The organism is Neobacillus sp. BP17 (assembly GCF_059579525.1).
On sequence record NZ_CM184198.1, the window covers coordinates 3,351,764 to 3,371,895 of the forward strand.

16 protein-coding genes are annotated in these 20,132 nt (G+C 40.0%); 2 read left to right on the plus strand and 14 right to left on the minus strand.

Features of this window, described 5'->3' with window-relative positions; translation table 11 throughout:
• Positions 1-24: 24 nt before the first annotated feature.
• From AC4QJR_RS16210 to AC4QJR_RS16235, 6 genes are all read right to left on the minus strand, one after another.
• Positions 25-1,500, minus strand: a complete 1,476-nt coding sequence (locus AC4QJR_RS16210; RefSeq protein ID WP_496523513.1) for an aminotransferase class I/II-fold pyridoxal phosphate-dependent enzyme — start codon at positions 1,498-1,500, stop codon at positions 25-27.
• Between the two features lie 39 nt (positions 1,501-1,539).
• A complete protein-coding gene (hemQ, locus tag AC4QJR_RS16215; RefSeq protein WP_496523514.1) occupies positions 1,540-2,283 on the minus strand; it encodes a hydrogen peroxide-dependent heme synthase in 744 nt (247 codons plus the stop codon).
• On the minus strand, positions 2,276-3,589 hold the full coding sequence (locus AC4QJR_RS16220; protein WP_496523515.1) for an aminotransferase class I/II-fold pyridoxal phosphate-dependent enzyme: 1,314 nt from the start codon (positions 3,587-3,589) through the stop codon (positions 2,276-2,278). Before AC4QJR_RS16220 ends, hemQ begins: the two co-directional genes overlap by 8 nt.
• A 344-nt stretch (positions 3,590-3,933) precedes the next feature.
• A complete protein-coding gene (locus tag AC4QJR_RS16225; RefSeq protein ID WP_496523516.1) occupies positions 3,934-4,245 on the minus strand; it encodes an iron-sulfur cluster biosynthesis family protein in 312 nt (103 codons plus the stop codon).
• A gap of 275 nt (positions 4,246-4,520) precedes the next feature.
• Positions 4,521-5,735: an NO-inducible flavohemoprotein gene (hmpA, locus tag AC4QJR_RS16230; protein ID WP_496523517.1), complete on the minus strand. Its 1,215-nt coding sequence runs from the start codon at positions 5,733-5,735 to the stop codon at positions 4,521-4,523.
• 306 nt (positions 5,736-6,041) lie between these two features.
• On the minus strand, positions 6,042-7,118 hold the full coding sequence (locus AC4QJR_RS16235; RefSeq protein WP_496523518.1) for a bifunctional 3-deoxy-7-phosphoheptulonate synthase/chorismate mutase: 1,077 nt from the start codon (positions 7,116-7,118) through the stop codon (positions 6,042-6,044).
• A 541-nt stretch (positions 7,119-7,659) separates the two neighbouring features.
• On the opposite strand from AC4QJR_RS16235, the gene AC4QJR_RS16240 reads away from it, so the two are divergent.
• Positions 7,660-8,175, plus strand: a complete 516-nt coding sequence (locus tag AC4QJR_RS16240; RefSeq protein WP_496523519.1) for a CBO0543 family protein — start codon at positions 7,660-7,662, stop codon at positions 8,173-8,175.
• A gap of 295 nt (positions 8,176-8,470) precedes the next feature.
• Positions 8,471-9,487 carry a TDT family transporter gene (locus AC4QJR_RS16245; RefSeq protein WP_496523520.1) on the plus strand — a complete coding sequence of 339 codons (1,017 nt, stop codon included), beginning with the start codon at positions 8,471-8,473 and terminating at the stop codon, positions 9,485-9,487.
• 115 nt (positions 9,488-9,602) lie between these two features.
• Here AC4QJR_RS16245 and acnA read toward each other — a convergent pair whose 3' ends face one another.
• The 8 genes from acnA to AC4QJR_RS16285 all read right to left on the minus strand — a co-directional run bounded on the left by acnA (position 9,603) and on the right by AC4QJR_RS16285 (position 20,125).
• The gene (gene acnA / locus AC4QJR_RS16250; protein ID WP_496523521.1) at positions 9,603-12,230 is read right to left on the minus strand and encodes an aconitate hydratase AcnA; all 2,628 of its coding nucleotides are present in this window, start codon (positions 12,228-12,230) and stop codon (positions 9,603-9,605) included.
• Between the two features lie 24 nt (positions 12,231-12,254).
• Positions 12,255-13,196, minus strand: a complete 942-nt coding sequence (locus tag AC4QJR_RS16255) for a hydroxymethylglutaryl-CoA lyase (RefSeq protein WP_496523522.1) — start codon at positions 13,194-13,196, stop codon at positions 12,255-12,257.
• Positions 13,197-13,210: 14 nt separating this feature from the next.
• Positions 13,211-14,422 carry a CaiB/BaiF CoA transferase family protein gene (locus tag AC4QJR_RS16260; protein ID WP_496523523.1) on the minus strand — a complete coding sequence of 404 codons (1,212 nt, stop codon included), beginning with the start codon at positions 14,420-14,422 and terminating at the stop codon, positions 13,211-13,213.
• A 135-nt stretch (positions 14,423-14,557) separates the two neighbouring features.
• On the minus strand, positions 14,558-15,745 hold the full coding sequence (locus AC4QJR_RS16265; RefSeq protein WP_496523524.1) for an FAD-dependent monooxygenase: 1,188 nt from the start codon (positions 15,743-15,745) through the stop codon (positions 14,558-14,560).
• Between the two features lie 33 nt (positions 15,746-15,778).
• Positions 15,779-16,918: a cupin domain-containing protein gene (locus AC4QJR_RS16270; RefSeq protein WP_496523525.1), complete on the minus strand. Its 1,140-nt coding sequence runs from the start codon at positions 16,916-16,918 to the stop codon at positions 15,779-15,781.
• Between the two features lie 103 nt (positions 16,919-17,021).
• On the minus strand, positions 17,022-17,855 hold the full coding sequence (locus AC4QJR_RS16275) for a fumarylacetoacetate hydrolase family protein (RefSeq protein ID WP_496523526.1): 834 nt from the start codon (positions 17,853-17,855) through the stop codon (positions 17,022-17,024).
• Between the two features lie 40 nt (positions 17,856-17,895).
• Positions 17,896-19,353: an MmgE/PrpD family protein gene (locus AC4QJR_RS16280; protein WP_496523527.1), complete on the minus strand. Its 1,458-nt coding sequence runs from the start codon at positions 19,351-19,353 to the stop codon at positions 17,896-17,898.
• Positions 19,319-20,125 carry an enoyl-CoA hydratase/isomerase family protein gene (locus AC4QJR_RS16285; protein WP_496523528.1) on the minus strand — a complete coding sequence of 269 codons (807 nt, stop codon included), beginning with the start codon at positions 20,123-20,125 and terminating at the stop codon, positions 19,319-19,321. The genes AC4QJR_RS16280 and AC4QJR_RS16285 overlap by 35 nt, the downstream gene beginning before the upstream one ends.
• Positions 20,126-20,132 lie beyond the last annotated feature (7 nt).

Sequence of the window (20,132 nt, forward strand, 5' to 3'; positions counted from 1 at the left end):
TTATTTCGCCGCCTTTTTATTTTTTTATTTAAATGCTAAGTGTTCCTTGATAACACGAAGTGTTCTTAGTTGTTCATCCTCTGCACCTTGAACAGGAAGACCGGCTTCGATATTTTTTCTTGTGTATACTAAATTATCTTCCGTAATAATCTCACCTGGAATAAAAATTGGGATTCCAGGCGGATAAACCATTACAAATTCTGCAATGATTCTTCCAGCAGACTGTTCAAATGGAATCACTTCCGTTTCAGCGTAAAAAGCATCACGTGATGTTAAAGCCAACGGAGGAATCTCAGGTAACAAGACCGAACTGTCTACATTCATGTCCGCTTGCACTTTGAAATCCTGAGATAATTCAGTTAATGCTTTAATAAGTGTGTGTAAATCTTTCTGTGTATCTCCAGGTGTTACAATACAAAGGATGTTGTACAGATCGGACAATTCGACTTCAATATTAAATCTATTTCGCAGCCACTTTTCAACATCAAACCCTGTAATCCCTAACTCTTTTACAGATATTAATAGTTTCGTAGAATCCATCGCAACTGCAGCACTTGATTCCAGGATTTCATGACCCATACAATAAAGATGAGGAATTTCATTAATTTTCGAACGTGTTTCTTCAGCTTTATGAATCGTATCTTCCAACAGTGCTTGTCCTTCAGTAGCTAATGATTTTCTAGCAACATCTAATGATGCCAGTAATAAATAAGATGTCGAGGTAGTCGTTAGCATACTCAGAACCGCTTGTACCCGTTTGGGTGAAACAAGATTTCCCCGTAAATTTAAAATGGAGCTTTGAGTAAGGGAACCGCCTAATTTGTGCACACTTGTCGCCGCCATATCAGCACCTGCCTCCATCGCGGATAACGGCAGCTCCTTATGAAAATGAATATGTGCTCCATGTGCTTCGTCTACAAGAACAGGAATATTTCTGGAATGTGCAATGTTGACAATTTTTCTTAAATCCCCAGAAATGCCATAATAGGTTGGATTGATAACTAGAACAGCTTTTGTATCTGGGTGCAAAACTAATGCACTTTCAATAGAATCTGGTGTAATTCCATGAGAGATTCCAAAGTAGGGATCTACTTCCGGATGAATAAAAATAGGAACTGCCCCTGAAAAAACAATCGCACTCATGATCGATTTGTGAACATTTCGAGGCACGAGAATTTTATCTCCCGGTCCGCAAACGGACATAATCATCGCCATAATGGCCCCGCTGGTTCCCTGTACAGAGAAGAAGGTATGATCCGCACCAAATGCTTTGGCAGCTAACTCTTGTGACTGCTTGATAATTCCTTTTGGAAGATGTAAATCATCAAGAGGTCCAATGTTGATTAAATCGATGGAAAGAGCATTTTCACCAATAAATTCTCTAAACTCAGGGTTCATACCATTCCCTTTTTTATGGCCGGGAATGTGGAATTGAATCGGGTTGTTTTCTGCATGTATTTTTAAAGCTGTAAATAATGGAGTTTCAAATTGGTTTACCAATTCTTTCACACCCTTTCTCATCTTGGAATCAGTAGTAGATCATAGTTGTAACAGATGATGAAAGTGTTCTTTTGAAACATACTTTCCTACAAAGAAAGAACCAAACTCGCTAAATCGGGCACTAACTTCATCAAACCGCATTTCATAAATTAGTTTTTTAAATTGAATAGGATCATTTCCAAATAAAGCTACACCCCACTCATAATCATCAAGTCCAACAGATCCTAATATGATTTGTTTTACTTTCCCAGCATAATTTCGGCCAATTAAGCTATGGCTCCTCATCATCTGTTTGCGCTCTTCGGTTGATAACATATACCAATTATCATTACCTTTGCGAAGCTTATTCATAGGATAAAAACAAATGTAGTCGGTTAAAGGTATTTTCGGAAACAATCGTTCCCTAATTTCCGGTTTATGATAAGGATCCTCACCTTTAGGCAGGTAATTACTGAGTTCCACTACCGATACATACGATGTAGACTGGACAGTAAAATCAGCGAATCTTGTTTTATTAAAAGATAATTCCATTTGAGTTAATTCCTCAAGGGTTGGACGCAGAAACATAATCATGATATCTGCTTTATGACCTACTATTTGAAAGAGGGCATGACTGCCTTCTGACTTTTCTTGGCTATTTGTCCATTGGTTACATAATTCCATCATCTCTTCAAGGACTTCTTGACGTTGATGGTCACTTAGAGATTTCCAGGACTTCCAATCTATTTTGCGAAAATCTGCTAGGCAGTACCAGCCTTCAAGTGTTTCTGTAGCATTAGACATTATTTTCTACCTCCTTTGTCATTACTTCATTTATTCCTGAATAAATCAATTTAAAGAGTTCTTCTATATCCTCTTCTTCCACACAAGAAAAAGCGATTCTTAAGTCCGTTGCGTTAATGGCTATAGTGCCTACTCCATATTCATCTAACAAATGAAGTCTCAGCTTTTCAGCATCAACATTTAATAGCTTTAAACACATAAAATATCCTGAGTTAAATGGATAGAAATCCCAAACTTTCTTATAACTTTCCTGGCGGACAATCTCTTTTACCTTTATTGCTCTGCGCTTCATTACTTCAAATTTTTGATGTTTTTCAATTTCAAATTCAATAGATTGCAATGAATTTAAAACAATTGTCTGAGATAGGTGCGAACTACTAGAAATCGTCCCACGGATTAGACCTCTTGTTTTCTGTTCCAGTATTTCTAATATTTCTGGACTTTCCGAAGCAAAGGTAATAAATCCAACTCTTAGTCCCCATACATAAGTTTCTTTTGTTGCCCCGTCCACCTTGATAGGCAATATTTTGGGATGGAGTCCGGCTAAACTTCCAAATAAAGATTCTTTTACCGAATCTCCGTAAAAAAGTCCGAAATAGGCATCATCAAGAATGACAACAACATTAATACCCGCTTCTGCCGCTCCCTTAACCACTGAAATAATTCCTTTAACTTCCTCTTCTCCTGGGGTGTATCCTGTAGGGTTATTCGGGAAGTTTAGAAGCACGATTGCCTTACCTGTATCTTTTTGTTCCAGTAAACGTTCCCTGAATGCCGATACATTAAATTTTCCAAACTCATCAAACAGCATAAAAGTCTTAAGATGGGCGCCTCTTCGGATATGAAAAATATGTTGATAGTTACCCCAAAATTTATCTGGAAGGATAATAGCGTCGTTCTCATCAACAAATAGATCTGCTGCAAGACTTAACCCATGGGTTAAGGCATTGGTTGTAATAGGAAGCCCAATACTTTTATCCTCCAGAGACGGATTTTCCCGTAGTAATTTCTTCTTCCATTCCAAACGCAATTCTAATTTTCCGGAAGGCGGGGCGTACGGATAAATATCCTCAGGGGAATAACCTTGTAATGTTTCCTGTATATGTTCAAAATGCATTGGCATATTTTTTTCAGTAGCAATTCCTATTGTTGCATTAAAACGAGTAGCTTTTTTGCTTGCTTCAGCACTTTGGCTTAAGATACCTTTTGGATAATATAGCTTCTTGCCTAAATTGGATAATAAGTCATATACATTAGAATTATGTTTAATTAAGTCATCATTTAGCTTCCTGGCAAGTTCGTTCATTTGATCTCTCCTTCAAAACTTAACCAACCTTATTTTTACTTCTATTTGTGAATAGATCATTGTGAGTCAATTCACAAATTTACCGATAAATATCATTATTTACCCGCTTGCGTTTGGTAGATTCAAATCTACACTCTAATAATAAAAGATTTAACATTTTTTTAATCATCCATTTACACACTTTTTTAACCATCCATTTACGAAAAAGAGCACACATGAATCCAATCCCAATAGGATAGAATTCGTGTGTGCTCGAAGTACATATTATATTAGTGCTTTAAAGGAACGCCTAATTACATCCCCACGGCTAATAATCCCAACCAATTTATCTCTGAATTAAGAACTTAAACAAATTTTATTCCAACTCTATTATTGAAAATTTGATTATTGTTTTTAAATACAAAAAATCCTCCTACATAGTCAATTACCAACTGATGGTCATATGCTTCCTCAAAGCTTTCATCAAATAAAAAATCAATATTATTTACCGTAATTGTTTTTTCAATAGGTGAAACAGTTCTTCTTGGTATGACATTGATTTCATAAATAGTATTGACTATATCACAGCTACCTTTATCAAAGGATAATTGAACCAATTTATCATTACCTACCTGCTTAAGTGCTTTATTGGCGTTATTTGTAACAGTTAACTCCATAAATATACCTCCTAGAATTTTATAAAAAATTTACTTTAAATGCGATTATAAGAAAAAACAAATTTTTATGGACCATCCATTTCAATCATATTTTTCCAATCCACATAGAAAAATATTTTCTTTTTATAACAAAATTGCAACAGTTGGAACAATAAAAGAAATAGAAGCCCTTTTTAAATTAAAAAAAGGACGCAATTCTTTATATGGAATCGCGCCCCATTTGTTTAATAGAGAAGTTCTCACTACAAAATTTTTTGTCCTCTTAAAACGAATTTTTATTCTTCTAAACTACCTTTTGGTCCGAAGAATTCAAAGTGGATCCTCTCTTCTTCTACACCCAAGTCTTTTAGTGAACGGTAAATCGCCTTCATGAACGGGCTTGGACCACAGAAATAAAAGTCTGAATCATTAATCACAACATTGTTTTTTAACCAATCTTGAGTCACATACCCTTCAAAGTCAAAACAGTTGTTTTGGTGGTCCTCCTCTGTTGGTGAATTATAAAATACAAAAGATTTCACATTGTCATTTAAGGCGATTTTTTCCACTTCTTCTTTTAAAGCGTGCACGCTGCTGTTTTGGGCAGCATGAATGAATGTTACTTCACGTTCCTTCTGGGTCTCAACAATCGTTTTTAGCATACTTACCATCGGAGTTAGGCCGACACCGCCGCTTAAGAGGACAACAGGTGATTCTACATTTAAATTCAAGACAAAATCCCCAGCAGGTGCACTTACCTTAAGAATGTCACCCTCATTTACATGGTCATGAAGGTAATTTGAGACCTTGCCGTCAGGCATTTGTGTACCCGCTTCACGTTTGACACTAATTCGATAGTGATCTTTTCCCGGCGCATCCGAAAGGCTGTATTGACGGATATGCGTAAACGTTTCGCTTTCCATTTCCAACTTAATGCTAATGTATTGTCCGGGCAGGAAGTCTGCAATTTCCTTTTGATCTTTTGGTTTTAAATAAAAAGAAGTGATAACATCGCTTTCCACTACTTTACGATCGACTATGAAATGACGAAATCCATCCCAGCCTCCGTTCTGATTAGCCGCTTGATCGTACAATTCAGCCTCAATACTAATAAACATACCAGCAATAACACCATAGGCCTCGGCCCATGCATCAATAATTTCATCTGTCCCCGAATCCCCTAGTACATCCTTGATTGCAAGTAACAGGTATTTTCCTACTATCGGGTAATGTTCTGGCTTTATTCCAAGACTACGGTGCTTCTCGTTAATTTGTTTAACCACTGGACCAATAACAGAAAGATCATCGATATATTTGGCTGCAGCATATACTGCGCTTGCTAAAGCCCTTTGTTGCTTGCTTTGTTTTTGGTTTGCATGATTAAAGATATTTAGGAGTTCAGGGTGATCTTCAAACATTAATTGATAAAAACGAATTGTAATTTTTTCCCCATGTTGTTCCAATACCGGAACAGTTGATTTTACAATGTCTATACTTTTTTGGTTTAACAAAATAAACACTCCTTTAAAATGGTTAATAAACACTATCCTTACAGTGTTTATTATAGGGTACCTAACATAGGGACTTTGTGATATAAATCACACTTTAACAGAAATCAGCCATCCAATTTCAAAGTATTTTGACCATCCACTTTAGTTTGTTATAAAAATCTGCCAACGACAAAGAGACGTGATTTTCAAGTCACAATCTATAGTTGATTATTTAATATTTTTTTATCAATCCTCTGTAAAGGGACTACACTTCCCTTAAGACACGCATGTCTTATTCGTCCTGCCTACAATAAATCTGTCTCAAACTTATACCATTACAAAGTTAGTAGAAAGTAATTCTTTATAGAACTTATCGAATTGGTCAAGATCCATTTGTTGTTGTGAATCAGAAAGGGCAACGACGGGATCTGGATGCACTTCAGCCATAACGCCATCTGCTCCAATTGCAATAGCAGCCTTAGCAGCTGGAAGAAGCAAATCTCTTCTTCCTGTCGAGTGTGTAACGTCTACCATAACCGGCAAATGGGTCTCTTGTTTTAAAATCGGAACCGCTGAAATATCAAGCGTATTTCTTGTAGCTTTTTCAAAAGTTCTGATACCGCGCTCACAAAGAATGATTTTGCCATTGCCTTGAGCCATAATATACTCTGCAGCATTGATAAATTCTTCAATCGTGGCAGCTAATCCCCTTTTTAATAAAATAGGCTTATTAACTTCACCTGCAGCTTTTAAGAGCTCAAAGTTTTGCATATTACGTGCACCTATTTGAATGATATCAATATAATCCACTGCCATTTCAATATCTGCGGGGCTTACAATTTCGCTTATTACAGCCATATCAAATTCATCAGCAACACGTTTTAATATTTTTAATCCTTCTACCCCTAATCCTTGGAAATCATATGGAGAAGTTCTAGGTTTATATGCTCCGCCTCGTAGGAGTTTTAGACCTTTTTCTTTCATCGCTCTTGCAACTGTTGATACTTGCTCATACGACTCAACCGAACATGGTCCAAAGACGAAGCAAGGTTTACCATCCCCAATATGTTCACCTTTTAGTGTAACGATTGTATCTTCAGGCTTTTTCATACGTGAAACAAGCAATACTTTTTTATGTTCATCTTTTTGTAAATCTAAACCTGCTTTAAAAATTTCCTTAAATATATGATCGATTGTTGAGTTGTCAAACGGTCCATTATTATTTTCTTTAATGAAGTCTAGCATTTTTCTTTCACGGACTGGATCGTAATGGGATACCCCCTGATTCTCTTTAATCTGGCCGATTTCCTGAACCAAACAAGCCCTTTCATTTATGAGCTTCAACAATTCCAAATTTAATTCGTTAACTTCCGTTCTCAATTGATCTAAGTTGTCATTAGCCATTATATTTCCCCTTCCAATCTATTACTATTGAGCTTTATAAGCTGAATGAATAAAGAATGCTAGCAGTTTACCAGGAAAGATTATATCTAAAAATTATTAAAACTTTTGTATAATTAGGCATAATCCCAAAAATAACCTTATCTTCACCACCTTCTTTTCTATCATAATAGAAAAATTTTAGGATGATCCATCCAATATGGTTCTACATTACTCATCCACTTTTTGAATCATCCAAATCTTAAAACAAAGTGCTGATAAATATGATATTGTTTTAAAGAAAAAGCTAAAGCCCTTCTGAATTGAAGGGCTTTAAATGAATATAGAATAAAAGGTACTTTGAAAATATATAAAGTATTTCCTAAACAAATTGGATGGTGTAAACCTGTCACCATCCAATTTGATCAACGTGAGAATGAGCTGCGTCCTCTGTAGTTTTGTAATTTTTTCCTGAATTACAGAAGTTTATTTTCTTGGTAGCTTAATAATTATTATAAGTAAGAAGGAAATACTATCTAACAAATACATTTATTTAGGTGATTCTATGCATACAATGTTTGCTGTTTTTTTTATCATAATTAGTTTATTCTTTGGTGTTTGGAAACGCCTAAATGAATTTTACCCAACTTTATTATTTTGGATTATAGGTGACCTGCTTTACGCTTCGTTACTACATGATTTTAGGGTATGGGAATTTCATCCTATGTGGATTGACCACTTTATTCTTCCTACACATACCGTCATTGCTACTTCAATCGCATTTTTAATTTATCCATGTGTCATTGTTGTTTTCTTAGGTAGATTTCCTGTATCACGTTTTAAAAAAATTGGTTGGATCGTTTTGTGGGCGTTGATTTTCCAAGGTATTGAAGTAATAGCCTATCTATATAAAAGTATAATTTATCATCACGGATGGACACTTGCCTGGTCTTTAATTTTCAACATAGTTACCTTTTCATTATTAGCCATTCATAATTGGAAACCATGGGTAGCATGGCTTTTATCTATTTTAAATATAATTTTGTTGTGGGTATTATTTCATCCTCCACTTCCTAAGTAAAAAGAAGTCTGTTCCAAAAAATCGAATCCAAGAATGTGATTAAATAATTAATGGTAATGATATCATTAATAACTAATTGGAGAACTGAAGAAGGCTCGTTATCTAAGCCTTCTTCCAGTAACTAGTCCTTATTTGTTGAATAATAATAAAAGACCGCCAGATGGATTAATGGTATAATTAAATATCTAATATTCTAATGGTGATAAATGTGGATTATTTTTTGATATTGATTTTCCTTCTGGTTTGCATAATTTTATTTTTCAGATTTAAAAAACTTTATATTAGAACTTCAACCATGGCTATGGTTATGGCAATTGGGATTGTTACGCAAGGTGTTCTATTAAACTATTTCGGAATCCAGTTCTTCCAACACATATTTGGAAAAATTCTAAGCATTATTAACCTATCCCTTTGGTTTGCCTTTATTCTTTCTTTGATCATTGCCAGTCTGGATGGGAAATTTAAAGACATCCATTATGCCAATCGGATCAATCGTTTTGGGATCGGTACATGGGTTGCTGGCACATCTATTAGTGGCATTTTATTTTATAAACAATTTATCGAATTGGGATTTATTTCGGTTATTCTTGCTTTTATTAATATCTTCCTGTGGATGATTTATATTGGGATCAGTGTAAAAACTTTTATAGAAATCACTCGGACAAAATCATATTCGAATGTCCATGGAATACTTCTTCTTACTACTGTAAGTACACAATCAATCGTCCTGTTACTTAACACTGTTTTCAAAGAATTCCCTGATTTCATTAATCTACCTTTACTAATCATAGGATTTAGTTTTTATCTTGTTTGTGTTTTCTTTATTTTATATAGATACATAAAAAACCCTTGGTCTATTGAAAAGGATTGGAACAATACGAACTGCATTTTACATGGGGCTTTATCTATTTCAGGGATTGCCTGTTTAGTCACCGGCATTATTAGTATTGAAACGATAAGATGGATATGGCGAGCAGCCCTTCTTATTTTCCTTATGGTTGAATCTATTGAAATATACAGGCTTTTTAAACGGTTTAAACACTACGGCTTTAAAAAAGCAATCTTTATTTATGATGTTACGCAATGGAGTAGAGTGTTTACTTTTGCCATGTTTTATACTTTTACATCCCTTATCCATACCCATTTATTGATTGGATCCATGGTGATTGACACAATCTTAAACGAAGGCGTATGGATAGTAATACTTCTTCTAATGTTTGAACTAATGCTTTATGTTAGTGATCTCATAAAAGCTAATAAACAATTATCAAGACAAATTAGTAAAGAAAACGAAGTAAGCTCTCCATTTTAATTGGGGAGCTTTTTCATTATGCCTATTTATTGTTGGCTGCCAATTGAAGCATGTGTCTGCCAGCCAAGTCTCTAAAGAATTCCTTAATTTTTGATTTTACACCATGCTAATCTTTCTATCTCTCTACCCATTTGTCTAGGATACTCTGAAAAACACCCTTTTTCGAATAAAGCTCAATCTCCATGCGGGTATCCAAGCGCAATACTGTCTGGAACAGGGTCCTTGAGCCATCGGGTTTAATGGCTTCCACTTCCACCTTTTGTAACGGACTGAGCGGCTCGTTCAACCCTATAATGGAATACGTCTCTAGACCATCCAAATTCATCGATTCATAGCTTTCTCCAGGCAAAAATTGAAGCGGCACAATCCCCATCATAACCAAGTTACTTCGGTGAATTCTTTCAAAACTTTCCGCGATAACTGCTTTGAGGCCAAGGAGGGAGGTACCCTTTGCGGCCCAATCCCTTGCACTCCCCATTCCATAGTCTTTGCCGGCTAAAATAATCAGCGGCGTATTTTCCTGTTGGTAGACCATGGATGCGGAATAGACATCCATTTCTTCCCCGCTCGGTACATAGAGAGTTGTACCTCCTGTTTTTTCTACTAATTTATTCTTAAGCCTTGGATGGGCAAAAGTTCCCCTGACAAGTACCTCATGATTTCCTCGGCGCGAGCCGTAAGAATTGAAGTTGGCGGGTTCGACGTCTTGCTCAATAAGGTATTGTCCAGCTGTACTCTCATAAGGAATGTTGCCGACCGGAGAAATATGGTCTGTAGTAACCGAATCACCGAGCATTAACAAGACTCTCGCTTGGTGAATATCTCCTGGCTTGTATTCTTTGATCTCCGCTTTGAAGAAAGGGGATGCCTTAAAGTACGTGGACCGATCATCCCACCTAAAAATCGGATGATCATCATATGCTAGACCCTGCCATTTCTCGTCCCCTTCAAATACATTTTCATAGGCTTCACGATATAAATCGGATGAAATTGTACAATCCACTAGGCTGGCAATTTCCTCGGAACTGGGCCAAATATCCTTCAAATATATCTCTTTACCCAAGTCAGATCTGCCCAATGGTTCTCTCTCCAAATCAATATCCATGGTGCCTGCGATAGCAAAGGCGATAACTAAAGGAGGAGAGACCAAATAGTTTGCTTTTACTAAGGAGTGAATGCGTCCTTCAAAATTACGATTTCCGCTTAATACGGCAGCAACCGTCAAACCCTGCTCCTGAATCTCATTTTCTACTTCTTCAGCCAGTTTGCCGCTGTTGCCAACGCATACTGCACATCCGTAACCGGTATGATAAAATCCCAGCTTTTCCAAATAGGGAAGTAATCCTGCTTTTTGCAAATATGCCGTTACCGCCTTTGATCCTGGTGCCAAAGAAGTTTGAATGGTTTTAGGTACGGTTAGGCCGTACTCCACTGCCTTCTTTGCCAAAAGCCCTGCCCCTATCATATTGAAGGGGTTTGATGTATTCGTACAGCTAGTTATAGCAGCAATCACGATGGAGCCATCCTTCAATTGCGTACTCCTATTCATCCCGTTAGAGCTAAGTGAAAGGGACTTGGGAAACGATTGTCTCACCGCAGAAATCGTAAATCTGTCTTGTGGTCGACTTGGACCCGAAACACTTGCTTCCACAGTCTGTAAATCAAACTTTATTAAGTCTGAGTAAGCTTTTCCATTTCCACTGGAATCGGGTATATGGAATAATCCTTGTTTTTTACAATATCGCTCCACAAGATCAACTTCCTCATCCCGTTTGCCCGTTATACGTAAAAATTTTAATGTCTCTTCATCAACCGGAAAGAATCCGCAAGTTGCCCCATATTCTGGCGCCATATTGGAGATGGTCGCCCGATCAGGGAGGGAAAGCCTTTTCAAGCTGGGACCAAAAAATTCGACGAATTTACCCACAACATTGTGCTTTCTTAGGAGCTCCGTTAACGTTAAGGCAACATCCGTCGCCGTAACTCCCTCCTTCAGCTGGCCAGTAATTTTGACCCCTACCACGTCGGGTACTGATATACTTACAGGGATACCTAGCATGGCTGCTTCTGCTTCGATTCCTCCAACACCCCAACCCAACACTCCTAATGCATTTACCATTGTGGTATGGGAATCCGTACCGATTACCATTTCGGGATGAGCGATGCTCTCATCATTTTGATTCGTTAATTGTACGACTTTGGTTAAGCATTCCAAATTAACTTGATGAATGATGCCATTAGCCGGTGGGATGACGCGAAAGCCTGCGAAGGATTGCTGCGCCCATTTTAAAAACCTGTATCTTTCCTGATTTCGTTCATATTCTATTTGAAGATTGTTTGAAAAAGCAGATGTCGATCCATAGTAATCAACTTGAACCGAATGATCGATAACCAAATCAACGGGAATAACGGGATTTACGTGACTTGGATCGATTCCTTCCTCCATCAATCGTTGACGAAGCGACACCAAGTCGACTAAAGCCGGAACACCCGATGCATCTTGCATAATAACTCGTGTGGGCATAAGCGGAATTTCAACCGATTCATTAGAGCCTCTTGAAGCCACTCGGATCAAATCCAGTTCCGTAAGTCCGAGTCTGCTTTGATTTCGCATGAGCGATTCAAGCAGTATCATCGTTGTATATGGCAATTTACCCACATTCACAATACCACTTTGTCCCAACGACTGCAGGCTGTTAATGGTAATCGATCCATTGGCAGTACTTAACATTTGCTGAAACACTCGTAATCCTCCATTTCTCCCTAACTATAACTTTACTTTTTGCTGAGCCTTTGGACTTGCAGATAAGTCCGAACATTTGCCAGCTTTCAAAACAAAGCTGTCTACATATTGCGGAAGACTCTGCTGAATATCCATTGCCGCCTCCAGTACGCTATCTAATGATACACCGGTATGAACTCCCATTTCCTCAAATCCGTGAATCAAATCCTCAGAAGCTATATTGCCGCTCGCTCCGGGTGCATAAGGACAGCCTCCCAATCCGCCAGTAGAGCTGTCAAAATGAACAATGCCTTCCTCCCATCCAGCCACGGCATTGGCAAACGCCATGCCTCTTGTATTATGAAGATGAAGTGAAAAAATGAAGTCCGGAAATCTCCTCATTAATTCACGAACATTGTTTTTAATTCGCAATGGATTTGCCATACCCGTTGTATCGGCAAGTGAAACTTCCTTAATTCCTAAGGAACGGTACCTTTCACATATCATCACAAGACGTTCAACTGGAATTTCACCTTCATAGGGGCATCCAAACGCAACAGAGATCGACCCCGATACCTTCATGCTGTTTTTTTCTGCTAGATCAATTAGCGGTTCAAACTTCTGAAAAGCCTCTAGCGTCTTGCAGTTTGCATTACTTATGCTATGGGAATCGGAGGCAGACAGCATCAGCTTCACCTTGTCTACGCCAGCTACAATGGCTCTTTCCAAGCCGCGGGTATTTGGAACCAGTGCCCTCAGCTTCACATGTTCCGAGCGTTTGATTCTTTTCAACACTTCATCCGCATCTTTCAATTGCGGAATCGCTTTGGGATGAACAAAAGAAGTAACCTCAATCTGTTTGTGGCCGCAATCAATCAGTTGATTAATAATTCTGACTTTTTCTTCCGTTGGAATCCATTCACTGACGCTTTGAAACCCGTCCCTTGGACAAACCTCAGTAATTATAATCTCTCTATTACTCCCCAAGTTTGAACACTCCTTTATATCACTTTTTTCTCTTTTAAACTTGCAATGGTTCCTTCGTCCAGTTCCAAGAGTTTTTTTAGAATTTCATCATTATGCTCGCCTAAATCCGGAGCAATTTGCCTGATGGAACCCGGTGTTTCAGAAAATTTTGGAACAACACCTGGGATCTTAACTTTCCCCAGACGCGGATGGTCGACTTCCACAATATTTTCTCTCGCCTGATACTGAGGATTTTCAAAAATATCCTTAATACTGTAGATTTGACTCATCGGTACGCCGCATTCGTCTAGGAGATGCTGCAGTTCGTCCTTTGTTTTCGTTTTCACCCAATCGGAAACAATCCCATTGACTTCATCAAATCGCGTCAAACGGACCGAGTTGGTATGATAGCGTTCATCCGTCAGCATATCTTCACGATTCATAGCTTTTGCCAAACGCTCAAAGGTCTTGTCGGAGCTCGTAACCAAAATCACCCACTGTCCATCCTTGGTCAGAAAATTCCCTGCAGGTGCTGAATGACCGCTCAATCCCGGTGATCTCTCTTTGATGGTGCCAGTCTGATCATAGTCCGTAACCAAAAATTCCATCATTCTAAACATTGATTCATATAAGCTGACATCTACGTATTGACCTGAGCCTTGCTCCTGACAATCCCTGTGATACAAGGCTGTAACCGCAGCAAAAGCGACATAAATCCCTGTAATATAATCCGTTAAGGAAAAAGAAGGACTGATTGGCGGGCGATCAGGGTATCCATGCAAATACGTAAAACCGCTGAAGGCTGTGGCGGGTGTACCGAAACCTGCTTTGTGTGAATAAGGGCCGGTCTGTCCATAACCTGTTACCCTGATCATGACTAAATCAGGATTGATTTTTCTCAGATCCTCATAGCCAATCCCCCATTTTTCCAATGTTCCGGTTCTGAAGTTTTCAATGACCATATCAGATTTGCTAACCAGTTTTCTTAGTATTTCCTTGCCCTCTTCCTGGTGCAAATCCAACGTAATGGATTTCTTATTACGAGCCATACCAGGCCATCTTAATCCTTCTCCTTTATAATAGGGTCCTAGATTACGCAGTGGGTCACCGACATCGGGCATTTCAATTTTAATAACTTCTGCCCCAAAATCACCAAGAAGTGTAGCACCATAGGGAGCTGCAATAACAGTTGATAAATCGAGAATACGGATACCCTCTAAGGGACCTTTCGATTTATTTAATTTCATGTATGATCACGCCCTTGAATTAATATTAAATCAATTGATTTCTCTTCAAAAAAGGTATACGTAAAGGCTATATCCATAAATATATAAAGGAATATAGCCTTTGAATTACTTGAATTAGAACCTGCCTATTTATTATTAAACAGTAGTAAGCACTTTCTCTTTGTAAAGCCAATCTAAATAATTGTAATCGTCTGCTGAACGGTTCAGCATGATTGTATTACGCAGAAGTCTTGTAACCGAATCTTCTGCATGCTTAATTTCTCCCCAAGTCCGTGCTCCACGCTGCACCTGTGCCGTTCTTGGCATGCGATCTTGTTGGTATTCGTCCAATGCTTTCGCTATATTTGAACCGTTCGCACGGATTTTTTCAGTTAAACAAACTGCATCTTCAAGTGCTTGACATGCCCCTTGTGCAAGATATTGCAGCATCGCATGAGCGCTATCTCCCAGGAGCGTCACGCGATTGGTTGACCATTTATCCAGTGGTTCGATATCAAACAGCTTTGTGACCAAACCGCGTTCTGCAAACTTCAGTGATTCTTTAATGGTCGAACAGCTATCGCCAAACATTTGATGGAGTTCCTCCACAGTCCCCCAATCATCGGAGTTCTCATTAAATTTGTAGCTTTTGAATACCGCTACTTGGTTAATAACACTCTTATGACGTACCGGATACTGTACCAAGTGAATGCCAGGTCCAATCCACGTTAATTTTTCGTCCCAATCGATATCAATCGTCATTTCAGACATCGGAACAGTAAAGCGATAGGCCACATACTGAGAGATAACTGGATCTGCTTGACTTACTAGTTTACGTGCCATTGAACGGATACCATCCGCACCGATGACTGTTTCCGCTTGCAGTACCGCTCCGTTTTCACAACATAATTCTACATAATCATCGGATTCTTCAATGGATTCCAATTTATGATTGGTTAAGAATGAAACATTATCTAACGATTGACAAGCCTTCAGCAAAACACTATGCAAATCAGAACGATGGATAACAATGTACGGATATCCGAAACGATCACGGAATGAATCTCCAAATTGAACGGCCGACAGCTCCTTACCGCTTAACGCGTCCATGAACACATGACGGCGAGGAAACACCGCCAGTTTATAGACTTCATCCAGTACTCCCAAAGCATCAAGCGCCCGTAAGCCGTTCGGACCTACCTGCAATCCGGCGCCCACCTCACCAAACTGTGGTGCCTGCTCGAGCAGTGTTACTTTTTTTCCTAATTTAGCAATTCCGTAAGCAGCAGCTAAACCCCCTATTCCACCGCCTACAACGATAACCTCTTTAACTTCTCCCACCATAATCACCCCATATATGAAATTAGATTATTTCTACTAATCTATCGCTATTACATCTGAGAGTTCAGGCTCAAAAACTGATAGAATCGCCTGGTAACCGACATTTTCTGGATAAACTTCTTCTCGTTCAAAGCCAAAAGGCTCCAAAATTGGCAGATCGTTCGTAGAAAATAAAAATGCCTCTTCTGTTTCAGATGTATTCACATGTTCATGCCAGGTCCAGGCCGGCAGTGCGAAGAAGTCGCCTGCTTCCCAGTCAAAACGAACACCGTTCATCACCGTATACCCGCTTCCCTTGTGCACATGATATACCGAGCTGTGCATATGGCGATGCGCTTTACCCCTATATTGAATCGGCAGCTTCTGCATTCTGGCGCCAACTCTTCCATTTGCGTCCTTGCCGGTGGATGGATTGATATATTCCACGGCGAATCCGTCGAATGGATCTGGAGCTAAATCACTTTGTCCTTCTAGTGCTTGTTTTGTCAAATCCCATGTGTATCGGCCGAGCGGTGCAGGTGATGGCTTGCGATCCGAAATCGGCCGTACCATCCCACCCGCATAACGCTTTGTGCCGTAATCATCAGGAAACTCAACCGGCTGCTGCTCCTGTGGATACAGTTCGAAGAATGAACTTGTCAGTGCAGAAGTGAATGGGATATCTAAACAGTCCATCCAGAGTACCGTTTCGTCTCCTTCATTTACATGATCGTGCCAGCACCACTCCGGCGTAATAACGTAGTCCCCCGGTTCGAAATGATATTTCACACCGTTCACAATGCCGGATGCACCCTGGCCTTCCATAATAAACCGCAGTGCTGAAGTCATATGCCTGTGTGATGGAGCGATTTCCCCTGGATTAAGCGCTTGAACGGCAGCATACAGCGTTTGCGTTGCCCCGCCCCATCCGTGTGGCTCCAAATGCTTCATACCTGGATTGATTAAATAAATGGCTCGCCGATCAATGGATCCCGTCCCTACCTCGAGTAGCTCCTTGGCTTTATCTAAGGATTCAAGAATTTGCCTTTTTTTCCACAAATATGGAACAGCTCGCGGCTTTGGCTGATGTGAGCTGAATACGGAAGCCCATAAAGGACCCATATTCTTATCCTTAAGCTCTTGGTGGAAATCCAACAATTCTGGTGTCCATTGTTGTTTTGATTTATGTTCAGACATATTACTTCCCCACTTTCGTAATAACGTACAGTAACAATAAAATCATTTAAGTAGTCTCATATTCGAATCAAATAGTATTAATTTAAACAAACAAATAATTTGGTCATATTCCCGGCTTGAAGTCGACCTGTACAGAAAATTCACCGATTCTTTCGATGTGAATTCGAACAATATCACCTTTAGTAATTGGAGCAACTCCTTCCGGTGTTCCAGTCGTAACAATATCCCCAGGAAGAAGCGTCATGACACTGGAAGCTGCCTCAAAAAATTTATAGCAATCGTAAATGAGATCACTCGTGTTGGCAGATTGTCTGATTTCATCATTAACCCACAGATTCATTTGCAGTTGATTAGGATTTTCCACTTCGTCACCCGTCACAATCCATGGACCGATTGGAGTAAAGGTATCAAAGGATTTTCGCCATGGCCGATCTTCCTTACCGCGGACCGTAATGTCCATTAAAGCAAGGTATCCGAAGATGTACTTAGACGCATCCTCCGCCTTTACATCCTTGGCCTCCTTACCGACAACGAAAGCAATTTCCGCTTCATGATCCACTCTTCGGTCTCTGAACGGCAGCAGCACCGTTTCATCAGGTCCAATAATCGAAGAAGGCGATTTAAGGAAAAATCCGAGACCGTCCACCGTTGAAGCGGTGTTCATCTCTTGTTTGTGCAGGATATAATTGATAGGAGCTGCTACAATTTTGCTCGGATTTGGGACAGGGGCACGTAATGACACGTCCGATAATTGATATACAGGACAAGAAGCTATGCCAGCTTTAATTTTGGGTTTCAAAACATCGAATTCTCCCATCAGTTTGACTAGGGAAGCTTGCGGTTCCTCGTTACTCCAAGATGTTAATTCAGTAATATCGATCACACTGCTGCCATCGACAACACCAACGCGATTTTCATTGAACAATGCAATTTTCATTTTGATACTCCTTCCATTTGATTCTTACATTGAAATCAAATCATTTGTTTTTGTTATAATCATTTAAATGGTTGTGTATCTCGTTTATCCAATCACTGAAGTATGTGAATGTGTCGATTCGTAAACCTTGATCATATAGTTCATGGGCGATTTGCTCCATGATGCCATAATTAAGAAAGGACTGGGCGTAATGACTCAAACAACTGATCCACTTCTCTCGGTGCTCTTTTTCGCACAGTGGGTATTCTTTGGAACCCGGTGAATGTTGAAGCGTTTTTGCATACATTTGACCGTTCTTTGTCTTAATTTCTATTTCTACAGGCAATCTTCGATTGAGTCGCTTGTCCTCCTCCGTTTCCTGCAGTTCTATCACCTTGACCATAGGCAGCAAATTCTGAATGTCCATCCGCTGCACTTGCTCATCCTCAAAACTGCTCAACCGAACATGTCCATCGGCTATCGCTGCAAGGACGGTATATTCGGCACTAAACTTTCCCTGTAAGCCTGTCACAGGACGTGAATGTACCAAAGGCAAGAGACTTCTCGGCTGTGCCCGAAGCACAATTGCCTGTACAGCATCTAAACTCAACTGATATTCCGCTTTGAGATCAAGCGCCCCTTGGATAAAGCGGTGTGTACCAAAGCAGCAAGGGAACTTCTTGACGGATAACCCCTCTAACATATCGTAAGGCTCTCCGAATCTGATGCGGTTCATCGCGTACAGGAGATCCTCCTCATCGGCCCCGCCGCTAAACGCCATGAAAAAGCCGCGTTTTCCAAAAATATCACGATTCCCTGTAAAGCCCTGTTTAGCAAGCAATACCGCCTGAATGCCGTGTGATCCCGACAATCCAACATGCAGCGACTTGGTCATGGAACCGAAATTCTTCTGTAGCCCACCTGTCATCGATGCAGCGATAGCAATGGCATGGGAGCATTGCTCCGCATTGAGATGAAGCAGATATGAGGCAGCAGCAGCCGCTCCAATCGTACCCAACGTATCGGTGGCATGCCAGCCGAGATTGTAATGCCGTATCCCCATAACCTGCCCAATGCGGATCATAACTTCCGTGCCGATGCTATAGGCTGTAATGACCTCCTTCCCCGAGCTCTTAAGCTTCTCGGCAAGAGGTGTTATCGCAGACAGAATCGGAGCACTTGGATGGATGACGACACCAACCGAAGCATCGTCATAATCCAACACATGGGAAGCCGTCCCGTTTATGATGGCTGCTTTATCGCAATCAACTTTCACAGGCTCCCCCCAAAGAGAAGAGACACCGCCCTGCCCGCTCTCCTGCGAGACATAGACCTTTTTAGCCTTTTCTACAGCAGGTTCATTCCATCCTGCTAAAGCTACTCCTATCGTATCAATAATGGCCCTCTTGGCTAATTCCACCATTTCTTCTGGAAGCTGATGATAGGATGTTTCCGTAATAAAGGCAGCGAGCCTTGTCATGAAATTATTGATTTTTCCATCTTGGTCTACGTTTTTCATTAAATGCTGCCACTCCCTCTAACCGGTCTTCCGATGTCACTAACTGGTTGTATGCTGCAATATCCAGAGCGTAGGCCGTATGGTAGTCTGTTTCGGATCCTTGGTTAATCGAGACTTTTGCCGCTTTTACTGCCATTGGCGCGGTGTTTGCAATCAATTCTGCCAATTCCAGTGCCGTTTCCAGCGCTATTCCTTTGGAAACGACTCGGTTGACCATACCCCATTCGTAAGCTAATGCTGCATCAATTTTTCGTCCTGTATAGATAAGCTCTTTGGCACGGCGTACCCCAATTGCTCGAGCCAGATTTTGCAGCCCTCCGCCACCAGGTAAAATTCCTCTTAATGCTTCCGACAATCCGAAAACAGCTGTTTCCGAAGCAATGATAAAATCAGTCGAAAGTGCCAATTCACATCCTCCAGCAAGTGCATAGCCTTCCACGGCGGCAATGATAGGTACCGGGAATTCCCGAGTCAACAGGACCAAGTCCTCAATGATATGATGTTGTCGTTTCCACGTGCCGTCACTCATTCCGTTGCGTTCCTTTAAATCGCCTCCGGTGCTGAACGCTCTCTCCCCTGCTCCGGTAATAACAACGCATCTTAAATCCTCGTTATAGGCCTGGTCGCGGAAAAGACTTAGCCTTTCCTCAAGCATTTTAGTATTCATCGCATTCATTACTTCTGGTCTATTTAGCGTGACAACCAGAATTTCGTTATTTTCACCCTTAAATTCAACCTTCAGCATTTCATAGGATTCTTGCACTATACTCACAGCATTC

Bases quoted from the DNA above. Each gene is read 5' to 3' on its own strand.
- AC4QJR_RS16225 (WP_496523516.1), bottom strand. From the start codon at position 4,245: ATGGAGTTAACTGTTACAAATAACGCCAATAAAGCACTTAAGCAGGTA.
- AC4QJR_RS16265 (WP_496523524.1), bottom strand. From the start codon at position 15,745: ATGGTGGGAGAAGTTAAAGAGGTTATCGTTGTAGGCGGTGGAATAGGG.
- AC4QJR_RS16280 (WP_496523527.1), bottom strand. From the start codon at position 19,353: ATGAAAAACGTAGACCAAGATGGAAAAATCAATAATTTCATGACAAGG.
- AC4QJR_RS16220 (WP_496523515.1), bottom strand. From the start codon at position 3,589: ATGAACGAACTTGCCAGGAAGCTAAATGATGACTTAATTAAACATAAT.
- AC4QJR_RS16260 (WP_496523523.1), bottom strand. From the start codon at position 14,422: ATGAAATTAAATAAATCGAAAGGTCCCTTAGAGGGTATCCGTATTCTC.
- AC4QJR_RS16240 (WP_496523519.1), top strand. From the start codon at position 7,660: ATGCATACAATGTTTGCTGTTTTTTTTATCATAATTAGTTTATTCTTT.
- AC4QJR_RS16235 (WP_496523518.1), bottom strand. From the start codon at position 7,118: ATGGCTAATGACAACTTAGATCAATTGAGAACGGAAGTTAACGAATTA.
- hemQ (WP_496523514.1), bottom strand. From the start codon at position 2,283: ATGTCTAATGCTACAGAAACACTTGAAGGCTGGTACTGCCTAGCAGAT.
- AC4QJR_RS16245 (WP_496523520.1), top strand. From the start codon at position 8,471: ATGGCTATGGTTATGGCAATTGGGATTGTTACGCAAGGTGTTCTATTA.
- AC4QJR_RS16275 (WP_496523526.1), bottom strand. From the start codon at position 17,855: ATGAAAATTGCATTGTTCAATGAAAATCGCGTTGGTGTTGTCGATGGC.
- AC4QJR_RS16270 (WP_496523525.1), bottom strand. From the start codon at position 16,918: ATGTCTGAACATAAATCAAAACAACAATGGACACCAGAATTGTTGGAT.